We start from the raw sequence: 18,693 nt of genomic DNA, 5'->3' as shown, positions 1-18,693 counted from the left end.
AATTCCCGAGTAAAGTTATCAACTATTGCCCCGGGGCCACCCGGGCTTTTTTCCTCGCTCCCGACCCTCGCATGCAGCCGTTTTTCCGGCGGTACCTCGATTTCCTTCGCCAGCCCGACGTCGCCACCCTGATGGTGGTCGCGCTGCTGTCGCGCATGCCGATCGGGATGGTGGGGTTCGCGATGCTCATGTTCCTGCGCGAGCACCTCGGCTCTTTCACGCTGGCGGGAAGCGCCAGCGGGATCTTCTTCCTCTCGATGGCGATCGCCGCTCCGATCCAGGGCCGGTTGATCGACCGCAAGGGGCCGCGCCTGCCGCTGATCGTGACCGGCCTCGTGCAACCCATCGCGCTCGCGTGCGTCATCGCCTCCACGCTCGCGGGGATGTCGTTCGCCGTGGTCGCGATCGCGGTCGCGGTATCGGGCGCATTCGCGCAGCCGATCACGGTCCTCACGCGCACGATCTGGCGCCATCGCTTCGAGAGCGAGGAAGACCGGCGCACGGCCTTCTCGCTCGACTCGGTGCTGATCGAGATCAACTTCACCGCCGGCCCGGCGATCATCGCGCTGGTGCTCGCGGTGTTCGGGACCACGGTCGCGTTCGGGCTCGCGATCGGAGTCGTCGTGGCCTCGTTCGTGATCTACCAGGTGTCGCCCGCGCTCTCGTACTTCAAGCGCGAGCCCGCCGGCGAGCGCCACTTCCTCGGCCCGCTCACGGAGCCGCGCCTGTGGCTGCTTTTCCTCGCCTCCTTCGGCCTCACGACGTCCTTCGGCCTGCTCGAAGTCGGCTATCCCGGCTACGGCACCTACCTCGGATCGCCCGCGACCGCCGGCCTGCTGCTCGCGTTGAACGGGCTGGGAAGCGCGTTCGGAGGCGCCATCTTCGGGGGACTGAGGCTCAAGCTTCCGGTGGAGCGGCAGTTCGTGGCCGCGATGGGCCTCATGACGATCCCGCTGCTGCTGCACCTTCCGGTGATCGACGTGCCGGTGCTCTTCGCCGTCGTCGCGTTCCTGGCCGGCATGCTGATCGCGCCGTCGATCGCTTCGCAATCGGTGCTGGTGTCGCGGCTGGCACCCGCCAAGTACGCCACCGAGGCGTTCACGTGGTCCTCGACGTTCATCGTGACGGGCCTCGGCGCCGGGATGGCGCTGGGCGGCACGCTCATCGAGACTTACGGGCTCCCGAGCGTTTTCGCGACGGCGGCCGCGCTGGCTTTCGCGATGGCGCTGCTCGCTTTCGCGCTGCCGGTTTCGCCGGCGCCTTCGGTTTCGCCGCGGCCCGCGGAGTAGCCGCGCTCGCCGCCGCCGCGGCCTTCGCCTCGAGCGCTCCCAGCAGCCCGCGCAACAGCTTTACCTCCGGCCGCTCGAGCCGCGCCCGCGCGAAGAGCCGGCGCATGTGCTCGAGGAATCGCCCGGGCTTCACGGGATCGACGAAGCCGGTGTGCAGCGAGGCTCGCTCCAGGTGCGCGAACAGGCCCTCGAGGTCGTCCATCGTCGCGGGCAGGCGCTCGCGCCCTTTCGCAGGGACGTGCGCGTTGGCGGCGACCGCGACCTCGTAGCAGGCCACTTGCACGGCCATCGCGAGGTTGAGCGAGCCGTACGCGGGATTGGCGGGGATCGTGGCGAAGGCCTGGCAGCGCGCGAGCTCGGCATTGCTCAGGCCCGAAGTCTCGTTGCCGAACACCAGCGCCACCCGCCCCTCGAGCGTGGCCGCGACGATCGCCGGTGCCGCCTCGCGAAGGGCCACGACGGCATGCGAAAGATCCCGGCGCCGCGCGCTGAAGCCCACCGCGTGCACGCAGCCCGAAAGCGCCGACTCGAGCGTCTCGTGCACCGTGACGTTCGCGAGCCGATCGGAGGCACCCGCGGCCATCGCGGTGGCTTCCGGGTGAGGGAAATGGCGCGGCTGCACGAGCGCGAGGTCGGCGAAACCCATCGTCCACATCGCGCGCGCCGCAGCGCCGATATTGCCCGGATGGCTGGTGCGGACGAGGACGATGCGAGTGCCCGAAAGGGCGTTGGCGGGCTCCATAGTAAAATTCTGCCATGCATCCCATGCTCAATACCGCCGTGAAGGCCGCGCGCAAGGCGGGCGCCGTGATCAACCGGGGGGCGAACGACCTCGATCGCCTCACCATCCACCGCAAGCGGCAGAACGATTACGTCTCCGAGGTGGACCACGCCGCCGAGGCCGAGATCATCAAGATCCTCAAGGAGGCCTATCCCACCCACGGCTTCCTCGCGGAGGAGAGCGGCAAGGACCGCGCGAAGAACGAGTACGTCTGGTGCATCGATCCGCTCGACGGCACGACCAACTTCCTGCACGGCAACCCGCAGTACTGCGTGTCGATCGCGCTGCTGCACAACGGCGTGCCCGAGCAGGGGGTGGTGTTCGATCCGAACCGCAACGAGCTCTTCACCGCCACCAAAGGCTCGGGCGCCTACCTGAACGAGCGGCGCATCCGCACCTCGAAGCTGGAGAACTTCAAGGACTCGCTCATCGCCACGGGCTTCCCGTTCCGCGAGGAGTCGCAGTTCGACGAGTACATCGCCCAGTTCTCCGCGATGGTTCGCGCGACGGCCGGCCTTCGCCGCCCCGGCGCGGCCGCACTCGACCTCGCGTGGGTCGCCTGCGGGCGCGTGGACGGCTTCTGGGAGATCGGCCTGTCGCCGTGGGACATGGCCGCGGGAGCGCTGCTGGTGCGCGAAGCCGGCGGGCGCATCGGCGACCTGCAGGGCGAGGATAAATTCCTCGAGAGCGGAAAGGTCGTCGCCTCCAACCCGAAGATCTTCACGCAACTGCTGAAGACGCTCGGCGCGCGGGCCGAGTCGCCTCAGTAGTCCACGACGCCGTCCAGCTCGGGCGGCACGGGCAATCCCGCCATCCGCAGGTACATCCGCACGACCCCCGCGACCGTGCGATGGACCGCGCGGTTGCGGTACGCGGTGTACGTCCCGAACTGGATGTGCGGATAGGGATTCGCCTCCCAGACGACGGGCTCGCCCTGCGCGTCGAGGCCATAGTCCACAGCGATCATGTCCAACCCCATCGCCTTTCGCAGGGCCTGGAAACGGGTGTGGAACGGGTCCGGGTTCCCGACGTAGGCGAGCTCCTCGGCCTGTGTCTGCTCGTTCGTGATGCGCTTGTTGCCCCGCGTGATCCACGATTTCGAGACCTGCACGTGGCCGGAGACGCCGGTCTCGCCGCACGCGAAATACCGGTACTTGTGGAAGAGGCCGTCGCGCGGATCGCGCACGTCGATCAACTCCACGGCCACCGGCCGCCGGTAGCGCTCGAGGGGAACGAGGCGCGCGGCCTCCGGTGTGTCGGCCTGGTGGATCACGGAGCCGTGCTCCCAATCCTCGCGCACGAAGAGCGGGAACGCGAGCCCGCCGAAGTCGCGCCGGAACGCGGCCGCATCGGTGATGAGCGACATGCGCGGCGAGCGCAGTCCCAGAGAGGCGGCGATCTCGGAACCGCGGGCCTTGCCTGCGTTCGCGAGCCGGTCCACACGGTTCACGACGGGAATGCCGGTCGCATCACATTCCGCTTGCAGCGCCATCACGAGGTCGTAGGTCTCGCGCGACCAGGCTTCCACCGGGTCCTGGAGCCACGGCACCAGCAAGCGCGCCCCCGCACCCAATTCGCACGGCAGCTCGCGAATCGACAGCAGCTCCGACAAGTGCGGAAGGTTGTTGCCGATCCACGCCGGGATCACGTCGAACAATCGCTTCTGGTAGCTCGCGTGGCGGACGATGCGGATAGGCCCCATCAGCCGTCCTCGCGCCGGTCGGCAAAGTAGCGCTCGAGGCCCCGGTGCATCTCCGGCTTGTCGCTGGCCCAGCGCCAGCTTCCCGCCGCGTGGGGCGCGATGTCCGTGTAGGGATCGAACTCGTGCGCGGCCAGGAGCCGGTGGCGATCGTAGCTCTTGCGATCCAGGAGCGTCCCGTGGTGCAGGTGCAGCAGGTGGCCCTCGAGCGCGTGCACCTCGCGCTTCACGTCGGCGAACCAGGGCTCGGCCCATGCGCGGTAGTAGTCGCGATGTCGCGGCGTCATGGCATGCCGCATCTCGACGGCGTCGAACGCGCCCCACCCGGCGCAAAGCATCGCCGTATCGCCGCCGCCGATGATGTTGCCGTCGAAGAGCCCGTGGCGATCGAGCAGGTCGCGCCGGTAGGCCCAGGCGAAGCCCGGCGTGCAGCGGCCCCGGCCATGCGGCCCCGGTTCGCGAAGACGATCGAGCGTCACGGCTCCCGAGCGCAGCGCCCAGCCGTACCCCGGGTCACCCCCTTCGCGCCCCTGCTCGAGAACCTCCTCGACCCGGTCCGAAGGCTCGAGGTAGTGCATGCGCTCGAACAACTGCAGCACCGGCACCGTGCGCAGGCGCTCGCGGGCCGCCTCGGTCCAACCGCGCCGCGTGAAGACCACATCCGCGTCGAGCATCGCAACCGCCTCGCATTCGGCCGGCAGGTGCGCGCGGCCGAGATTGAGGAGTCGCTCCTTCTGCCACATCACGTCGCCGCCCTCGACTTGCACCAGCACGTCGGCGTCTTCCGGACCGAGCTCGAAGCGGCCATCGAACGAGAGCTCCACCGCGACCAGGGGCACCTCGAGGCGGGAGCGGAACTCGCGGAAATTGGCGATCCGCGCGCGATAGCGGCGCGGATTGAAGAGGCAGGAGATCGCCCAGATCGGGGACGCGCTCATGGGACGTCGCGCCGGCGCACGACCGTGAGGCCGTCGGCCAGCGGGAGGTCCAGCACCTGCAGGTCCGGGTCCGTGCGCAGCGTCTCGATGAAATCCACCACGCTGTGCTCGTACGCCTTGTCCGGGCCATAGATGCGCGAGGTCCGCTGCCGCACGCTGTCGTGGAAGAGCACGGGCGCGCCGGGCAAGAGCTTGTCGCGGAAGGCCTCGTAGTCATAGCGCGCCTGCTCGTGCGTATGGAGGCCGTCGATGAAGAGCAGGCCCACGTCCGCAAGCGCCCGATAGACATCGGTCTCGACGAACTGCTGCGTGGTCGCGCGGTGGTGGGTGACGTTGGGAGCACCGCTCGCCTCGAAGTGCGCCGCGACGGCCGCGGGGTCCTTCCAGAAATCGTCGACGAGCGAGGGATCGATGAACACGACCTGCCCGCCCTCGACGTTGTCGGCCAGCGCGCGCGCGAGCACGATGGGCACGAAGCCTCGCCACGAGCCGATGACGACCACGCGCTGCGGACGCAGCGCCCGCGCGAGCGCGTAGTAGATCCATCCCAGCCCGAGGTTGCCGTCCTCCGCGCGCTGCCCGTGGCCCATTTGCCTCATCGCGGAATTCGCGAGCAGGCCATCGATCCACTGCCGCATCTGCCGTGCACCCTATAATTTGTCCGATGCAGCCTACCGCAATCGCCTCCAACCCGCAGCCGCACATTCCGCACCGCATCGTCATCGTTGGCGGCGGCGCGGGCGGCCTCGAGCTCGCCACCAAGCTCGGCAATTCCCTCGGCCGCTCCGGCCGCGCCGAGGTCACGCTCGTGGACCGCGACCAGACGCACTTGTGGAAGCCGCTCCTGCACGAGGTCGCCGCGGGCAGCATGGACATCCACCAGCACCAGCTCGACTACCTCGCGCAGGCGCGCTGGCACCGCTTCACGTTCGCGCTGGGCGCGCTCTCCGGCCTGGACCGCGAACGGCGCGAGGCGATCGTGGCTCCGGTTCGCGACGACGAAGGCGCGGAGGTGCTTCCCGAGCGGCGCCTCGCGTACGACACGCTGGTAATCGCGATCGGCAGCCAGTCGAACGACTTCGGCACGCCGGGCGTCCGCGAGCACGCGTTCACCATCGACCAGGCCCGCGACGCGAACGTATTCCACCGCCGCCTGGTGAACGCCTGCTTCCGCGCCAACTTCGCGGCCGACGGCAGCGTGCTGCACATCGCGATCGTCGGCGCCGGCGCCACGGGCGTGGAACTGGCGGCCGAGCTGCACAACACCACGCGCACGCTGGCCGCGTACGGGCTCAAGAACTTCGATCCCACGAAACAGATCCGCATCACGCTGATCGAGGCCGGCCCGCGCATCCTTCCCGGCCTGCCCGAGTACGTGGCCGAGGAGACGCTGAAGGTCCTGCAGTCGCTGGGCATCGAGGTGCTCGTGAACGAGAAGGTCGTGGGCATCACGGAAGAGGCGGTGAAGACCGCGACCGGCCGCGAGGTCCCGGGCCGCTTCACCGTGTGGACCGCCGGCATCCGCTGCGCCGACGTGCTCGCGACACTCGGCCTCGAGACCGACCGCATCAACCGCCTCGTCGTGAAGCCCTCGCTCGAGACCACCCGCGATGCGAACATCTTCGCGATCGGCGATTGCGCCGCCGCTCCGTGGACCGAAGGCAAGACCGTGCCGCCGCGCGCGCAGGCCGCGCACCAGCAATCGAGCCACCTCGTGAAGACGATCAAGCGCCGGCTCGCCGGCAAGGCGAGCCAGCCGTACCACTACCGCGACTTCGGCTCCCTCATCTCGCTCGGCCACTACGACACCATCGGCCAGCTGATGGGCTTCGCGGGCGGCGGACGCATGCGGGTCGAGGGCTACCTCGCGAAGCTCTTCTACGTTGCCCTTTACCGGCAACACATCTGGGCGCTGCATGGCTTCTGGCGCATGGCGCTCGATACCCTCGCCCGCCTCATCAAGCGGCAGACCGAGCCGAAGGTGAAGCTGCACTAGATTCGCCCTCGCAGCGTTGAACGCCGCCCCCGGTACGCTGTCGATCATCGGTCCATACTGAGGACACGGAAGTCCCATTCCAAGGAGGTCCCGATGAGCGACACCCCCGATTTCTCCAACGTGCAAAGCGGCGGCAGCTCTACCGCGACGAAGATCTATGTCGTGAAGTCCGGCGATTCATTGTCGAAGATCGCCAAGAACGAGTACGGCGACGCCAACGCCTGGAAGCGGATCTTCGAGGCGAACAAGGACCTCATCAAGGATCCCGACAAGATCTTCCCCGGCCAGAAGCTCAAGATTCCCCCCAAGGCCTGACCTCCGGAGACCCGACATGAATACCTACCTGCGTTACCTCGCCGTGGCCGTCATCGGATTGGGCCTCGTGGCCTGCGGCAAGAAGGAAACCCCGCCCCCGCCCGCACCGGCCCCCGCACCGGCACCCGCGCCCGCACCGGCTCCTGCCGTGGTGGCCGTGTCGTCCGCGACGCTCGGCACCGCCGTGGGTGCGGACAAGAACATCACCGCTCCGACCGAATCGTTCGCGAAGAAGGACACGATCTATGTCGCGGTCGCCACCACGGGCTCCGGGACTGCCACGGTCAAGGCGCGCTGGACCTACACCACGGGCGGCAAGTCGGTTCCGGTGAAGGAAGACACGCAGACGATCCAGGCCACGGGCCCGGCCGTCACCGAGTTCCACATCAGCAAGCCGGACGGATGGCCCGCCGGCGACTACCAGGTCGAGATCCTGCTGAACGACCAGGTCGTGCAGACGAAGAAGTTCGCGGTCAAGTAACGGCAGGCCGAACGGGGCGTGCCGCTCGCGGCGCGCCCCGTTTTCTTTTCAGCGCGGCGGGGCGCGGCCCTCGATCTCGGCCGCCATGCGCTCGATGTCGGGATTGCCGGGCTCGAGCTCGCGCAAGAGCTTCATGCGCGCACGCGCGGAGGCGAGGTTCCCCGCTTCGCGTTCGTACGTGGCCAGAGCGACCAGCGTCTCGCGGTCGTAGGGATTGCGCGCGATTCCCGATCCGAGCGCCTTCAACGCCTCCTCGCGCTTGCCCATGTCGTGCAGCGCCACGCCGTAGACGTAGGCATAGCGAGCGTCGTCCGGTGCGAGCTTCGCCGCCTCGCCCAGCAATCCGAGCGCTTCGGCCGTGCGCCGTTCGCGGATCCTGAGCAGCCCCAGCGCGTGCTTCACCGGCGCGGAAGCCGGGTTCGCCTTCATCGCCTCCGCCAGCACCGCCTCGCCCTCCGCGTCCTTGCCCTGGCCGCGATAGAGGTCCGCGAGGTTCACCGCCGCCTGGATATAGGAGGGATCGATCCTGAGCGCGGTGCGGTTCGCCGTGATTGCCGTGGCGGTGTCGCCCCGCGCGAGCGCCACGGCCGCGATCGCGCCTTGCGCCTCCGGACGATCGGCATTGAAGCGCTGCGCCGCGAGGAACTCCTCCAGCGCTTTCGTGAACGCCTCGCGCCGCGGGGCCTTGAGCTTGCGCTCCGGCTCGCCCGCCAGCGCGCTCGCCGCTTCCATGCGAACGACGCGCAGCGGATCGGCGAGCATGCGCGGGAGGTAGCGCAGCTTCATCTCCGTGTCGCCGCGGCCGAGCGCCTGCGTGGCCGCCATGCGCACGTTGGCATCGGGATCGTTCAATGCGCCGGCGATCACGTCGACGCTCTGGGGATCGAGACCGCGGCCGAGGCGCGCGATGGCACTGGCTCGCGCGATCGGCGATTGCGACGCGTCCTTCGCCACGCCGCGCAGCGCGCTCTGCGCCCCGGGCGCTCCGAGATCTCCCGCATGCAGCGCCTCGGCAAAACCCTGGAAGCCGGGATTCGCCTTCGGGAACCAGCCGCGGAGCGCCTCGGCCGCCCACGGCGGCTTCTTGTCGCCGTGGCAAGCGTTGCACGCGTTGGGTGCGCCCATCGAGACGGTGCGGTCGGGGCGGGGAATGCGAATCGAGTGATCGTGACGCGGGTCCACGACCATGTACGTGTTCGTCGGCATGTGGCACGCGGCGCATTCCGTGCCCTTCGAGCCCGCGCGATGATGATGATGCGATTCCGCCTGGTACTTGGCGGGCGCGTGGCATTGCGAGCACGCCTCGTTGCCGGGAGCGCGCAGCTTCTGCGTGTGCGGATCGTGGCAGTCGGAGCAGGTCACGCCATGCGCGTGCATGCGGCTCTGCAGGAAGGAGGCGTAGTCGTAGACCTCGTCGCGTTGCTGGCCGTCGGGCCAGTAAAGGCCGCGCTCCAGCACGGCGGGACGGAAGGCAGCGTGCAGCGGCTGGCCCGCGACGTGTTCGTCGGTGAACTGGCCGCGCCGGGCATGGCAGCGCGCGCACACCTCGATCTCACGGTCCGATACCTTCGCCTTCGAGCGCTTCGCGTTGCCGCTCGCGGCGTCGATCGCCCAGCTCACGCCACGGCGTTCGTCGAGCGCGGCGGTGAGCCCTCCCTTGCCCTTCGCGTTCACGTGGTTCGAGCCCGGCCCGTGGCAGCTCTCGCACGCGACGTTGATCTCCGACCACGTTGTCTTGAACGTCGAGGTCGCCGCATCGTAGTTCTTGCGCAGGTTGGTGGAGTGGCAATCGGCGCACTGGTAGTTCCAGTTCTGGTCGATGCCCGTCCAGTGGAGCGCGCTCCCGGGCTTCGGATTCGCGGGCGTGACAGCGAACCAGCGCTGCCCGCCCTCGGCTTTCCCGCGCGTGTCCCAGGCGAGGCCGAGCGCCTGCATGCGCCCTCCCGGCATCGCGATGAGGTATTGCTGCAGGGGCTCGACGCCGAACGTGTACTTCACCTCGAAGTCCGCGAGCTTGCCGTCGGGTCCGTCGGTGCGGACGAAGTAGCGGCCTTCCTTCGTGGTGAAGGTGGACGTGACGCCCGCGACCGTGGCCTTCGCGTTGGCGAAATCGCCACGAACGCTCGACGCATTCGCCTCGATCATCGCGGCCGCATGCTGCGAGCCGCTCCATTGCTTGTGTTGTTCCGCATGGCAGGACGCGCACGCCGCGGAACCGACGTAACTCGCGGGAGTAACCACGGCCGTCGCGCGCTCGGCGGGAACCGGTGCCGGGGAAACGCCGCGCTTCAGGACCTGCGAGGCGAAGAGGCCGATCGCGAACGCACCCGCCAGGGCCGCGAGCAACCACCATCCCGAGCGGGACTTCGAAGGCGCGGGGGCCGCGGCAGCTTCGGGCTTCGAGGGCGCGCTGCCCGCGCGATTCTTGCGCTTCGTCATGGCTGCGGGCGATGGTATCACCGTGGCATCATGGGCAGACTCGATGGAAGGAGCCGCCATGAATGCACGCGTTGCCACGGTAGTAGCACTCGCGTTCGCTGCAATTCCTACATTCGCTCAAGAGAAGAAGTCGCTGCAGGCCGCCGCGCCTGTGCCGGTGACGATCGAGAACTTCGCGCGCGCGGAAACCGACATGTACTCGGCTGCCAACGCGAAGGACGGCGCCTTCGGCAAGCTGCTGCACCGCCGGGAGCCCGCCTCGATCGACAACCAGACGGTGATCCGGATGAACCGCGACACCCTCTACTCCTTTGGCGTCTTCGATCTCCGGGCAGGCCCCATGACCATCGAGATGCCCGATGCGGGCAAGCGCTTCATGTCGTTGATGGTCATCGACGAGGATCACTACGTGCCCGGCGTGTACTACGGCAAGGGCAAGCGCACGCTGACCGAGAAGGACGTGGGAACCCGCTACGTGAACCTCGCGATCCGCACACTGGTCGACCCCAACGATCCCGCCGACATCAAGGCCGTGCATGCGCTGCAGGACGCGATCAAGATCACCCAGAAGGACCCGGGCAAGCTCGAGCTGCCGAACTGGGACGCGGTGAGCCAGAAGAAGGTGCGCGACGCGCTCCTCGTGCTCGGCTCCACCGTGCAGGATTACAAAGGGTCCTTCGGCACCAAGGCCAACGTCGATCCGGTGAAGCACCTGATCGGTACCGCGACGGGCTGGGGCGGCAATCCGGACAAGGATGCGTCCTACGCGAATATCACGCCGGCCGAGAACGACGGCAAGAAGGTCTACCGGCTCACCGTGAAGGACGTTCCCGTGGACGGCTTCTGGTCGATCAGCGTCTACAACGAGAAGGGCTACTTCGAGAAGAACGCGCTCAACTCCTACTCGGTGAACAACATCACGGGCAAGAAGGCGGCGGACGGATCGATGGCGATCCAGTTCGGCGGCTGCGACGGCAAGATTCCGAACTGCATCCCGATCATGAAGGGCTGGAACGCCGCCGTGCGCCTCTACCGGCCGCGCGCCGAGATCCTCAAGAACACCTGGAAATTCCCGGAGCCGGTTCCGGTCTCCTGAAGCGGGCGTAGCGGGACGGTAGAATCGGGGGCTTGAACGATCGAGCCCCCGCCGCCCACACCCCGATGATGCAGCAGTACTTCGCCTTGAAGGCGGGGTACCCCGACATGCTGCTTTTCTACCGGATGGGCGACTTCTACGAGATGTTCTTCGCCGACGCCGAGCGCGCCGCGAAGCTGCTCGACATCACGCTCACGACGCGCGGCGCCACCGCGGGCCAGCCGATTCGCATGGCGGGCGTGCCCTTCCATTCGGTCGAGCAATACCTGGCGAAGCTCGTGAAGGCCGGCGAGTCGGTCGCGATCTGCGAGCAGGTGGGCGACGTCGCGACCTCGAAAGGCCCGGTCGAGCGGAGGGTCACTCGCATCGTGACGCCCGGCACGCTCACGGATTCGGCGCTGCTTCCCGCAACGCGCGAGAGCCTGCTGGCTGCCGCGTACGTCGCGGGATCCACCGCGGGCATCGCGTGGCTGTCGCTCGCGAGCGGCAGGCTGCGCGTCACCGAGGTACCGCGAATTCGCCTGGCCGCCGAGCTGGAGCGCCTGCAGGTGGCGGAGCTGCTCCTGCCCGACGATCTCGAGGCTCCGGTGATCCGCGAGGCGCCGTCCGTGAGGAAGCTCGAGGCGTGGCGCTTCGATCCGGAAGGCGCCAAGCGCGACCTTGCCAAGCAATTCGGAACCGCGGACCTCTCGGGCTACGGCGTCGAGGGCCTCGAGGCGGCCCTCGGTGCGGCCGGCGCGCTGCTCGGCTATTGCCGCCACACGCAGCAATCCGCGCTGCCGCACGTGACCGGCCTGGCGGTCGAGCGCGAGAGCGAGTTCGTGCAGATGGACGCGCCCACGCGCCGCAACCTGGAGATCACCGAGACCATCGCCGGCGCGGATTCACCCACCCTCTTCTCGCTGCTCGACCGCTGCGCGAGCTCGATGGGCAGCCGCCGTCTTCGCCACTGGCTGCACCATCCGCTGCGCGACACGGTGGTGCTCCGCCAGCGGCAGGGCGCCATTGCCGCGCTCGCCGATCGGCAAGCTACCGTGCGTCATCCGCATGTCGCCGCCGAGCTGCGTGGGTGGTCGGACGTCGAGCGCATCACCTCGCGCATCGCGCTGCGCAACGCCCGCCCCCGCGATCTCGCCGGCCTGCGCGATACCCTTGCAACGCTACCGGGGCTGCACGAGCTCCTCGCGAGCAGCGCCCAGCCCGCGCTCGAGCAGGCCGCGCGCGCCCTCCAGCCGGTTCCCGCGATCCACGCTCGCCTCGCCGCCACGCTGCAGGACGAGCCCGCGGCCGTGATTCGCGAGGGCGGCGTGATCCGCGACGGCTTCGATACGGAGCTGGACGAGCTGCGCGCCATCCAGAACGACTGCAGCGCCTTCCTCCTCGAGATGGAAAAGCGCGAACGCGAGCGCACCGGCATCGCGAACCTGCGCGTCGAGTTCAACCGCGTGCACGGCTTCTTCATCGAGGTCACGCAGGGCCAGCTCGACAAGGTGCCGGTGGAGTACAAGCGCCGCCAGACGATGAAGAACGCCGAGCGCTTCATCACGCCGGAGCTGAAGGCCTTCGAGGACAAGGCGCTCGCCGCCGGGGACCGGGCATTGGCGCGCGAGAAGGAGCTCTACGAAGCGCTGCTGGACGAGCTCGGCACCCATGTGGTCCGCCTGCAGGAGATCGCCGACGGCGGCGCGGGCCTCGATGCGCTCGCCGCGCTCGCCGCCTCCGCCGAGTCGCTGGGCCTCTCCTGCCCGGAATTCATTTCGGAAGACTGCTTCGAGATCCGCGAGGGCCGCCATCTCGTCGTCGAGAGCCAGGTCGATGCGTTCATTCCCAACGACACGGACCTCTCGCGCTCGCGCCAGCTGCTGCTGATCACGGGGCCCAACATGGGCGGCAAGTCGACGTACATGCGGCAGGTGGCCCAGATCGCGCTGCTCGCCTACTGCGGCGCCTTCGTCCCCGCGGCATCGGCGCGCATCGGGCCGATCGACCGCATCTTCACGCGGATCGGCGCCTCCGACGATCTCGCCGGCGGCCGCTCGACCTTCATGGTGGAGATGACGGAGGCGGCGACGATCCTCAACAACGCCACGACGCGAAGCCTCGTGCTCGTCGACGAGATCGGCCGCGGCACTTCCACGTTCGACGGCCTCGCCCTCGCCTACGCGATCGCCCGTCATCTCGCCGAAACCACGCGCTGCTATACGTTGTTCGCCACGCACTACTTCGAGCTCACGCAGCTCGCCACGGCGCTCACCAACATCGCGAACGTGCACCTGGACGCCGTCGAGCACAAGGACCGCATCGTGTTCCTGCACAAGCTGGAGGGCGGCCCCGCGGACAAGTCGTACGGCATCCACGTGGCGCATCTCGCGGGGATCCCGAAGGAAGTCGTGCGTACCGCGCGCAAGCACCTGGGCGAGCTGGAGCAGCACCTCCGCCCGGCGGGCGCGCAGCCGGATCTCTTCTCGGCGCCCGCGGCAGCCGTGGCCGAGCCGGAAGTGTCGCCATTGCACGACGCACTCGACGAGATCCGCCCCGATGAGCTTTCGCCGCGCGAGGCCCTCGAGGCGCTCTACAAGCTGAAGCGCCTCGCCGATGACGAGGCTTAGCGCCCTCCTCCTCGCCGCCGCGCTCGCCCTCGCGGGCTGCGCGACCCGGCCGCCGCACCCCGAGGCTTTCGCCTTCGGCATCCTCGGTGATGCGCCCTACAGCGCGAACGAGACGGTGCGCTTCCTCGAGCTGATCCATTACATCAACGTGGAGCCCCTCGCCTTCGTGGTGCACGTGGGCGACATGAAGGCCGGCGGCAACTCGCCGTGCACCGACGCGCTCTACGAAGAACGCCGCGCGCAGTTCGAGCGCTTCAAGGCGCCGTTCCACTTCGTGCCCGGCGACAACGACTGGGTCGACTGCCGGCGCCCCACCAACGGCAGCATGGATCCGCTGGAGCGCCTGGAGAAGCTGCGCTCCGTGTACTACGGAACGGGCGGGCCGTTCGCCCCGACGGCGAAGCGCATCGAGGGCGAGCGGCAAGCGGGGTACCCGGAGAACCTCCGCTGGACGCGATCGGGCGTGGTCTTCACGACGCTCAACGTGCAAGGCAGCAACGACAACTTCGGGTTCGACGCGGCCAACGACGCGGAGCACGCGAAGCGCCTCGCCGCGAACCTCGAATGGCTTTCGATCGCCGTGCGCGCGGCGCAAGCGCCCGGCATGCGCGGCCTCGCCGTGATCCTCCATGCCAATCCGTGGGAGGCGAGCAGGCAGGACATCTACCGGCGGTACCTCGACGCGATCCCCGGCGCCGCTGCCACGCTCGGCAAGCCCGTGGCCTTCATCCATGGCGACACGCACCACCAGAGAGTGGACCATCCCTTCAAGGATTCGCGCGGCGAGGCGATCCGCAACCTCACGCGCATGGAAACGTTCGGCAGCCCGTGGGTGGGCTGGGTGAAGGTCTACGTGGATCCGGACGACCCGCAGCTCTTCAGTTTCGAGCCTCGGCTGCCGTGATGCCGAGATCTTCGGCGGCCTGGCCTTCTTCCAGCTCCTCTTCGGTGGCCTTGCGCACTTCCTTCACCGTGGCGTGGAAGATCAGGCGCTCGCCCGCGAGGGGATGGTTGCCGTCGACCACCACCGCTTCGGGCGTCACGTCCGTCACGGTGTAGATCAGGGCTTCTTCGTCTTCCTCGCCGGGCACGCCTTCGAAGCGCATGCCGACCTCGAGCGTCTCGGGGAATTTCTTGCGCGGCTCCACGCGCAGGAGCTCCGCGTCGTAGTCGCCGAAGGCATCCGCGGGATCGAGCGAGAGGTCGAGCACGTGGCCCACCTCCTGGCCCTGAAGCGCGCTCTCCACCTTGGGGAAGATGCCGCCGTAGCCGCCGTGCAGGTAGGAGACGAGTGTGCCTTCCTCGAGGGATTCGCCGTCGCTGTCGCGCACGTCGCACGAGAGCGTGACCACCATGTCGCGATCGATCCGCACTAGTTCGCCGGGCCGTTTCCGTTCAGGGTCTTGACGACCTTCAGCACCTCGTCCGCGTGGTTGCGCGGATTGACCTCGGAGAGGATGTGGCGCACGAAACCCTTCTTGTCGATCACGAACGTGGAGCGGCGCACCATCGTCTTGTTGCGGCCTTCGTAGCTTTTCTCGGCGAGCACGTCGTACATCTTGCAGACTTCCTCTTCAGTGTCGGCGAGCAGCTGGACCGTGAGGCCATGCTCGTCGCGGAACGCGGCGTGCGAGAGGACATCGTCGCGCGAGACGCCGAAGATGACGGTGTCGAGACGCTGGAATTCCTTCTCGCGATCGGAGAAGTCGATCGCCTGGATGGTGCAGCCCGGCGTGCCGTCCTTCGGATAGAAATAGAGGACAACGTTCTTCTTGCCCCGATAGCTGGAAAGACTCATCATTTCCATGCTCGCGTCGGGGAGGGAAAATGCCGGTGCCGGTTGTCCTATCTGAAGCATGGCGTTTTTCGCTCGACCTCTCGAACCAATATTAATCCAAATCCATGACGTGCAAGCTGTGAAGCACGGCTTCCTCGGCGGCCTCGATGCCCGCGCTTTCCTCGCGCGCCACTGGCAAAAGAAGCCGCTGCTGATACGCGGCGCGTTTCCTTCGTTCGCCGATCCGCTCACGCCCCGCGAGGTGCTGCGCCTCGCCGGCGATCCGGATGCGAGCGCTCGCTTGGTACAACACCGCGGCAAGACGTGGACGCTCGAGCATGGCCCCTTCTCCGCGCGCGCGCTGGCCCGCCTTCCGAAGCGCGACTGGACCGTCCTCGTGCAGGACACCAATCACTTCTCCGCGGCGGCCGCGAGCTTGCTCGAGCGCTTCGACTTCATTCCGCACGCCCGAGTGGATGACCTCATGGTGAGCTACGCGGTTCCCGGCGGGACCGTCGGCCCCCACGTCGATTCCTACGATGTCTTCCTCCTGCAGGGGCACGGGCGGCGTCGCTGGCAAGTGTCGACTCGCAAGGATGTGCGATTCGTGCCGGGACTGCCGCTGAAAATCCTGCAACGATTCGAAGCAGAATCGGAGTGGGAGCTGGGCCCGGGGGACATGCTCTATCTCCCGCCCGGCGTCGCGCACCACGGCGTGGCGACCACGGAATGCCTCACCTGGTCGATCGGATTTCGCGCACCGAGCGACCGCGAGTTGGTCGGCGGCTTCCTCGATTTCCTGCACGATCGCCTCGCACCCACGGGCCACTACGCGGATCCGCGCGCGCAAGCGCCGCGCCATGCGGGAGAGGTGCCGGGCGAGATGGTGCACCACGCATCGAAGGCGCTGCGCGGCATTCGTTGGACGCAACGCGACGTCGCGGAGTTCGCCGGACGCTTCCTCTCCGAGCCCAAGGCCCACGTCGTCTTCGATCCGCCGGAAAAGCCGCTGTCGCCCTCGCGCTTCCAGGCCCGCGCATCCCGCGCCGGCCTCGTGCTCGACCGGCGCTCGCGCTTCTTCTTTTCTGGCAGGATGTTCTTCATGAACGGCGAGGCCCTCGCAGCAGGCGGTGGAGCGCGCGAGCTGCGCGCGCTGGCCGACGCTCGCGCCCTGCCGGGGCCGGTGAAGGCGGGCGCCGCGTTCTGGCGCCTCGCGCACGGCTGGTACGTGCAGGGATTCCTCCATCCAGGCGGCGGGAGCGCACGATGACCGAGAACGCAACACCCGAGCCGAGCTACCGGCAGATCTCCGGCATCGCCGAGTCGAACGCGGCGATCGAGCAGGTGATCGGCAGCGCGAAGCGCACGCTTCGCATCTTCGACTTCACGCTTTCCAACCGCGGCTTCAATTCGCCCGCTCGCGCCGACCAGCTCCGCGCCTTCTTCGTGTCCGGCCGCGTGCATCGGCTGCACATCGCGCTGCACGAGCCCGAGCACCTGGTGCGCGAGTGTCCGCGCCTGCTCACGCTGCTGCGCCAGTTCCCCATGTCGATCGAGATCCATCGCACGCTCGCGCAGGCCCGCAATGCGGCGGATCCTTTCGTGATCGCCGACGACCACAGCGTGTGGCACCAGATGCACCACCTGCAGCCGCGCGCGATTGTTGCACTGCACTCGCCCGCGGACACGCTGCCGATCCTGCAGCGCTTCGAGGAGATCTGGGAGCTCACGGAGCCCGCCGTTTCCGCGACAACCCTGGGCTTGTGACTCCCGAAAGGGAACTTTGGTAGAATCTTCGGTTGGCTACGGTCGTTCCTGCGTTTCGTTGCACTGCAGCGAGCCCCGGATGTCACGAAAAATTAAAGCGCCTCACAACAATCCACCGCTAAAACCAACCAAGGAAGCTCGAATCATGAACGCGAAGTTCCTTCTCGCCGCCCTTTTCGCCGTTGGCCTGACCGCCTGCGGCAAGACCGAAACCCCGCCGGCGCCGGCTCCCGCCCCCGCCCCCAAGGCCGAGGCTCCGAAGCCCGCCGAAGCCCCCGCCGCCGCGCCCGCCACCGGCGCTGCCGATGCCGCCAAGCCGGCTGACGCCGCTGCTGCCCCGGCCGCCGCTGCTCCTGCCGCTGCTGCTCCCGCCACCGCCGCTCCGGCTGCCGCGACCCCGGTTCCCCCGGCCGCCGGCACCGCCCCGGCTGATGCGGGCAAGTCGCAGGTTCCGGAAGCGCCGAAGAAGAAGTAATTCGGTTCTCCGAATGGAAAAGCCCGCTTCGGCGGGCTTTTTTTTCGTCTGCGTGGACCGCTGCTTGAACCCACTCGGGACCCCTTGAACCACGGAGGCGCGGAGACACGGAGGGCCACGGAGAAAAGCTTTAAGGGAAGTCAGTTGCGGGTAGTCGCGATTCGCCACCGACCGCGTCACTCACGTTCATTCGAGCATTCCTCCGTGGCCCTCCGTGTCTCCGTGCCTCCGTGGTTCAAGGGGTCCCGAGTCTCCCAAAAGCAAGCCGCTAGGCTTCCCGCCAGTCGAACCCCGTCTCCTGCTGCGCGATGCCCACCCACGTGTGCTCGCAACCCAATGCATGGGCAAGCGCAGCGATGGCAAGCGCCGGCGTGTTGTTCTGCTTGGAGAGGTGCGCCGCGACGATGTGCTTCAAGCGCGAGCAATCCACGTTCGCGAGGATCGCGCCCGCATCGCGATTCGACAGGTGCCCGAACCGCCCCGACACGCGATGCTTCAAGCTCACCGGATACGCCCCGCCCATCAGCATGTCGAGGTCGTGGTTGCACTCGAGCACCAACGCATCGCAGCCGCTCAGCTTTTCTTCCACGTGGGCCGTGGTGCAACCCAGGTCGGTGACGACGCCCACGCGCGACGCGCCGTCGCCGAAGACGTATTGCACCGGCTCGCGCGCATCGTGCGGGACCGGGAAGGGTTCCACCTGCAGGTCGCCGATCGCGAAGACGGTGTGCGAGTCGATGATGTGCACGAGGCTCAGCGGGAAATCCTCCGGCAGCCACTGCGCGGTACCGCGCGTGAGGTAGACGGGGATCGCGAAGCGCTTGGCGAAGCGCGCGACGCCGCCCAGGTGATCGTCGTGCTCGTGGGTGACGACGATGGCGGTGAGCTGCGAGGGGGCGAGGCCCAGGCGCTCCAGCCGCGCCTTGGTTTCGCCGAGGGCGAAGCCGCAATCCATCATCACGCGCGTGCCCGCGCGCTCGACGATCGTGGCGTTGCCCGAGCTCCCGCTGCCCAGCGAGGCGAAGCGGATC

At 68.1% G+C, this 18,693-nt stretch carries 18 protein-coding genes and 1 pseudogene; 11 read left to right on the top strand and 8 right to left on the bottom strand.

The genetic code is table 11. The features are described 5' to 3' along the window. Positions 1-71 precede the first annotated feature (71 nt). Positions 72-1,223 (top strand): annotated as a pseudogene (locus DSM104443_RS06520) (MFS transporter); the annotation flags it as partial. Here the strand turns inward: DSM104443_RS06520 and DSM104443_RS06515 are convergent. After that, positions 1,162-2,031 carry an RNA methyltransferase gene (locus DSM104443_RS06515; RefSeq protein ID WP_343034655.1) on the bottom strand — a complete coding sequence of 290 codons (870 nt, stop codon included), beginning with the start codon at positions 2,029-2,031 and terminating at the stop codon, positions 1,162-1,164. The pseudogene DSM104443_RS06520 and the gene DSM104443_RS06515 sit on opposite strands and share 62 nt — an antisense overlap. Before the next feature lie 14 nt (positions 2,032-2,045). Here DSM104443_RS06515 and DSM104443_RS06510 point away from each other — a divergent pair, with 14 nt between their 5' ends. Then, positions 2,046-2,840 carry an inositol monophosphatase family protein gene (locus DSM104443_RS06510; RefSeq protein ID WP_171090585.1) on the top strand — a complete coding sequence of 265 codons (795 nt, stop codon included), beginning with the start codon at positions 2,046-2,048 and terminating at the stop codon, positions 2,838-2,840. Here the strand turns inward: DSM104443_RS06510 and DSM104443_RS06505 are convergent. From DSM104443_RS06505 to DSM104443_RS06495, 3 genes are read right to left on the bottom strand one after another with little or no spacing between them, the layout of a single operon-like run. Then, positions 2,834-3,772, bottom strand: coding sequence for an ATP-grasp domain-containing protein (locus tag DSM104443_RS06505; protein WP_171090583.1), 939 nt, complete (start codon positions 3,770-3,772; stop codon positions 2,834-2,836). The two genes, DSM104443_RS06510 and DSM104443_RS06505, sit on opposite strands and share 7 nt — an antisense overlap. Then, positions 3,772-4,707 carry a hypothetical protein gene (locus DSM104443_RS06500; RefSeq protein ID WP_171090581.1) on the bottom strand — a complete coding sequence of 312 codons (936 nt, stop codon included), beginning with the start codon at positions 4,705-4,707 and terminating at the stop codon, positions 3,772-3,774. Before DSM104443_RS06500 ends, DSM104443_RS06505 begins: the two co-directional genes overlap by 1 nt. After that, positions 4,704-5,345: an O-methyltransferase gene (locus DSM104443_RS06495; protein ID WP_171090579.1), complete on the bottom strand. Its 642-nt coding sequence runs from the start codon at positions 5,343-5,345 to the stop codon at positions 4,704-4,706. Before DSM104443_RS06495 ends, DSM104443_RS06500 begins: the two co-directional genes overlap by 4 nt. Positions 5,346-5,371: 26 nt before the next feature. On the opposite strand from DSM104443_RS06495, the gene DSM104443_RS06490 reads away from it, so the two are divergent. The 3 genes from DSM104443_RS06490 to DSM104443_RS06480 all read left to right on the top strand — a co-directional run bounded on the left by DSM104443_RS06490 (position 5,372) and on the right by DSM104443_RS06480 (position 7,499). After that, the gene (locus DSM104443_RS06490) at positions 5,372-6,703 is read left to right on the top strand and encodes an NAD(P)/FAD-dependent oxidoreductase (protein WP_171090576.1); all 1,332 of its coding nucleotides are present in this window, start codon (positions 5,372-5,374) and stop codon (positions 6,701-6,703) included. 93 nt (positions 6,704-6,796) lie between these two features. Further along, entirely contained in the window at positions 6,797-7,018 is a 222-nt protein-coding gene (locus DSM104443_RS06485; RefSeq protein WP_171090574.1) for a LysM peptidoglycan-binding domain-containing protein, read from the top strand. Between the two features lie 16 nt (positions 7,019-7,034). Continuing rightward, positions 7,035-7,499: a hypothetical protein gene (locus DSM104443_RS06480; RefSeq protein WP_171090572.1), complete on the top strand. Its 465-nt coding sequence runs from the start codon at positions 7,035-7,037 to the stop codon at positions 7,497-7,499. Between the two features lie 48 nt (positions 7,500-7,547). On the opposite strand, the gene DSM104443_RS06475 is transcribed toward DSM104443_RS06480, so the two are convergent. Continuing rightward, a complete protein-coding gene (locus tag DSM104443_RS06475) occupies positions 7,548-9,938 on the bottom strand; it encodes a HEAT repeat domain-containing protein (protein ID WP_171090570.1) in 2,391 nt (796 codons plus the stop codon). A gap of 58 nt (positions 9,939-9,996) precedes the next feature. Here DSM104443_RS06475 and DSM104443_RS06470 point away from each other — a divergent pair, with 58 nt between their 5' ends. The 3 genes from DSM104443_RS06470 (at position 9,997) to DSM104443_RS06460 (ending at position 14,547) form a co-directional block, all read left to right on the top strand. Then, positions 9,997-11,034: a DUF1254 domain-containing protein gene (locus tag DSM104443_RS06470; protein ID WP_212757001.1), complete on the top strand. Its 1,038-nt coding sequence runs from the start codon at positions 9,997-9,999 to the stop codon at positions 11,032-11,034. Positions 11,035-11,099: 65 nt separating this feature from the next. After that, positions 11,100-13,643, top strand: a complete 2,544-nt coding sequence (gene mutS, locus DSM104443_RS06465) for a DNA mismatch repair protein MutS (RefSeq protein WP_171096265.1) — start codon at positions 11,100-11,102, stop codon at positions 13,641-13,643. Further along, positions 13,630-14,547, top strand: a complete 918-nt coding sequence (locus DSM104443_RS06460; protein WP_171090565.1) for a metallophosphoesterase family protein — start codon at positions 13,630-13,632, stop codon at positions 14,545-14,547. The genes mutS and DSM104443_RS06460 overlap by 14 nt, the downstream gene beginning before the upstream one ends. Here DSM104443_RS06460 and DSM104443_RS06455 read toward each other — a convergent pair. After that, a complete protein-coding gene (locus DSM104443_RS06455) occupies positions 14,522-15,016 on the bottom strand; it encodes an FKBP-type peptidyl-prolyl cis-trans isomerase (RefSeq protein ID WP_171090563.1) in 495 nt (164 codons plus the stop codon). The two genes, DSM104443_RS06460 and DSM104443_RS06455, sit on opposite strands and share 26 nt — an antisense overlap. Further along, positions 15,016-15,444 (bottom strand): peroxiredoxin, encoded by a 429-nt coding sequence (locus DSM104443_RS06450; RefSeq protein ID WP_425509622.1) that lies wholly within the window; start codon positions 15,442-15,444, stop codon positions 15,016-15,018. The genes DSM104443_RS06455 and DSM104443_RS06450 overlap by 1 nt, the downstream gene beginning before the upstream one ends. Positions 15,445-15,550: 106 nt before the next feature. Here DSM104443_RS06450 and DSM104443_RS06445 point away from each other — a divergent pair, with 106 nt between their 5' ends. From DSM104443_RS06445 to DSM104443_RS06435, 3 genes are all read left to right on the top strand, one after another. After that, positions 15,551-16,690, top strand: coding sequence for a cupin domain-containing protein (locus DSM104443_RS06445; RefSeq protein WP_171090559.1), 1,140 nt, complete (start codon positions 15,551-15,553; stop codon positions 16,688-16,690). Further along, positions 16,687-17,187: a DUF7931 domain-containing protein gene (locus DSM104443_RS06440; RefSeq protein WP_171090557.1), complete on the top strand. Its 501-nt coding sequence runs from the start codon at positions 16,687-16,689 to the stop codon at positions 17,185-17,187. Before DSM104443_RS06445 ends, DSM104443_RS06440 begins: the two co-directional genes overlap by 4 nt. A gap of 145 nt (positions 17,188-17,332) precedes the next feature. After that, positions 17,333-17,662: a hypothetical protein gene (locus DSM104443_RS06435; RefSeq protein WP_212756999.1), complete on the top strand. Its 330-nt coding sequence runs from the start codon at positions 17,333-17,335 to the stop codon at positions 17,660-17,662. 268 nt (positions 17,663-17,930) lie between these two features. Here the strand turns inward: DSM104443_RS06435 and DSM104443_RS06430 are convergent, their stop codons facing one another. Beyond that, a complete protein-coding gene (locus tag DSM104443_RS06430) occupies positions 17,931-18,692 on the bottom strand; it encodes an MBL fold metallo-hydrolase (RefSeq protein ID WP_171096262.1) in 762 nt (253 codons plus the stop codon). Position 18,693: the final 1 nt, after the last annotated feature.

This window comes from Usitatibacter rugosus, assembly GCF_013003965.1.
GTDB classification, from domain to species: Bacteria; Pseudomonadota; Gammaproteobacteria; order Burkholderiales; family Usitatibacteraceae; genus Usitatibacter; species Usitatibacter rugosus.
The sequence above is the reverse complement of the archived record's forward strand: the minus strand, read 5'-3'. Positions and strand labels throughout refer to the sequence as shown.